The organism is Pseudomonas sp. Sample_10 (assembly GCF_004321495.1).
Lineage (GTDB): Bacteria > Pseudomonadota > Gammaproteobacteria > Pseudomonadales > Pseudomonadaceae > Aquipseudomonas.
Window position 1 is genome coordinate 1 of sequence record NZ_RCOE01000148.1, and the last position, 1786, is coordinate 1786.

Consider the following 1786-nt stretch of genomic DNA (forward strand, 5'->3'; position numbering starts at 1 on the left):
CCACCGAGGCCTAAGGTGTTTCGCTTGAACATGACGTCTCTATCTGGTTTCAGCGGCGGATACGGGCCTGAAGGAAAGGCAGTACGTCGGCGACCGGCAGCGCTTGCGGCTCGGCCTCGGTACGGCTCTTGTATTCCAGGTTGCCTTCGGCGAGGCCGCGGTCGCTGACCACGATCCGGTGAGGAATGCCGATCAGCTCCATGTCTGCGAACTTGATGCCCGGGCTGGTTTTCTTGTCGCGGTCGTCCAGCAGCACTTCGAAGCCGGCGGCAGTCAGTTCTGCGTAGAGCTTGTCGGTGGCTTCGCGAACCTGTTCGGTTTCGTAGCGCAGCGGTACCAGGGCGATCTGGAATGGCGCCAGGGTGTCGCTCCAGATAATGCCGTTGGCGTCGTTGTTCTGCTCGATGGCAGCAGCCACCACTCGCGATACGCCGATGCCGTAGCAACCCATTTCCAGGGTCACCGGCTTGCCGTTCTCGCCCAGCACTTCGCACTTCATCGCCTTGCTGTACTTGTTGCCCAGCTGGAAGATGTGCCCGACTTCGATGCCGCGCTTGATTTCCAGGGTGCCTTTGCCGTCAGGGCTTGGGTCGCCGGAAACCACGTTGCGCAGGTCGGCAACGGTTGGAACCGGCAAGTCGCGCTCCCAGTTCACGCCGAAGTAGTGCTTGTCGTCGATGTTCGCACCGATGCCGAAATCGCTCATCAGTTCGACCGAACGATCGATGATGATCGGCAGTGGCAGGTTCAGCGGGCCGAGAGAACCGGCACCCGCGCCGATGGCGTCGCGCAGTTCGCTTTCCGAGGCCATGACCAGCGGGCTGGCGACGCCAGGTTGGTTGGCGGCCTTGATTTCGTTCAGCTCGTGATCGCCACGGATGATCAAGGCAATCAGCTTGCCTGGCTCTTCGGCGTGAACCACGAGGGTCTTGATGGTTTTCTCGATCGGCAGGTTGAAGCCTTCGACCAGTTGCGCAATGGTCTTGGCGTTCGGTGTGTCGACCAGACGCAGTTCTTCGGTCGGTGCGGCACGCGAAGTTTCGCGCGGCACGGCTTCGGCTTTCTCGATGTTCGCCGCGTAGTCGGAACCGTTGCTGAAAACGATGTCGTCTTCGCCGGACTCAGCCAGCACGTGGAACTCGTGGGAACCGGCGCCACCGATGGAGCCGTTGTCGGCTTCTACAGGGCGAAACTTCAGGCCCAGACGGGTAAACACGTTGCAGTACGCCTGGTGCATGCGGTCGTAGGTGACCTGCAGCGACGGCTGGTCAGCGTGGAACGAATAGGCGTCCTTCATGATGAATTCGCGGCCGCGCATCAAACCGAAGCGTGGGCGGATTTCGTCACGGAATTTGGTCTGGATCTGGTACAGGTTGATCGGCAGCTGCTTGTAGCTGCTCAACTCGTTGCGCATCAGATCGGTGATCACTTCTTCGTGGGTCGGGCCGGCGCAGAAATCGCGACCGTGGCGATCCTTGAAGCGCAGCAATTCAGGGCCGTACTCTTCCCAGCGACCGGATTCCTGCCACAGTTCAGCCGGTTGCGTGCTCGGCATCAACACTTCGAGCGAGCCGGCGGCGTTCATTTCTTCACGAACGACGGCTTCGACCTTGCGCATCACTCGCAAGCCCATCGGCAGCCAGGTGTACAGGCCCGAGGCAAGTTTGCGGATCATGCCGGCGCGCAGCATCAGCTGGTGGCTGATCACGACCGCGTCGGAAGGCGTTTCTTTCTGTGTGGCGAGCAAAAATTGACTGGTGCGCATGGTTGGCCGTTGTCGGTTGCT

1 protein-coding gene is annotated in these 1786 nt (G+C 60.7%); it reads right to left on the reverse strand.

Annotated features, from left to right (window positions below; all coding sequences use genetic code 11):
* Positions 1–49: 49 nt before the first annotated feature.
* The gene (locus tag D8U18_RS13905) at positions 50–1765 is read right to left on the reverse strand and encodes a proline--tRNA ligase (RefSeq protein ID WP_131107827.1); all 1716 of its coding nucleotides are present in this window, start codon (positions 1763–1765) and stop codon (positions 50–52) included.
* Positions 1766–1786: the final 21 nt, after the last annotated feature.

Bases quoted from the DNA above. Each gene is read 5' to 3' on its own strand.
- D8U18_RS13905 (WP_131107827.1), bottom strand. From the start codon at position 1,765: ATGCGCACCAGTCAATTTTTGCTCGCCACACAGAAAGAAACGCCTTCC.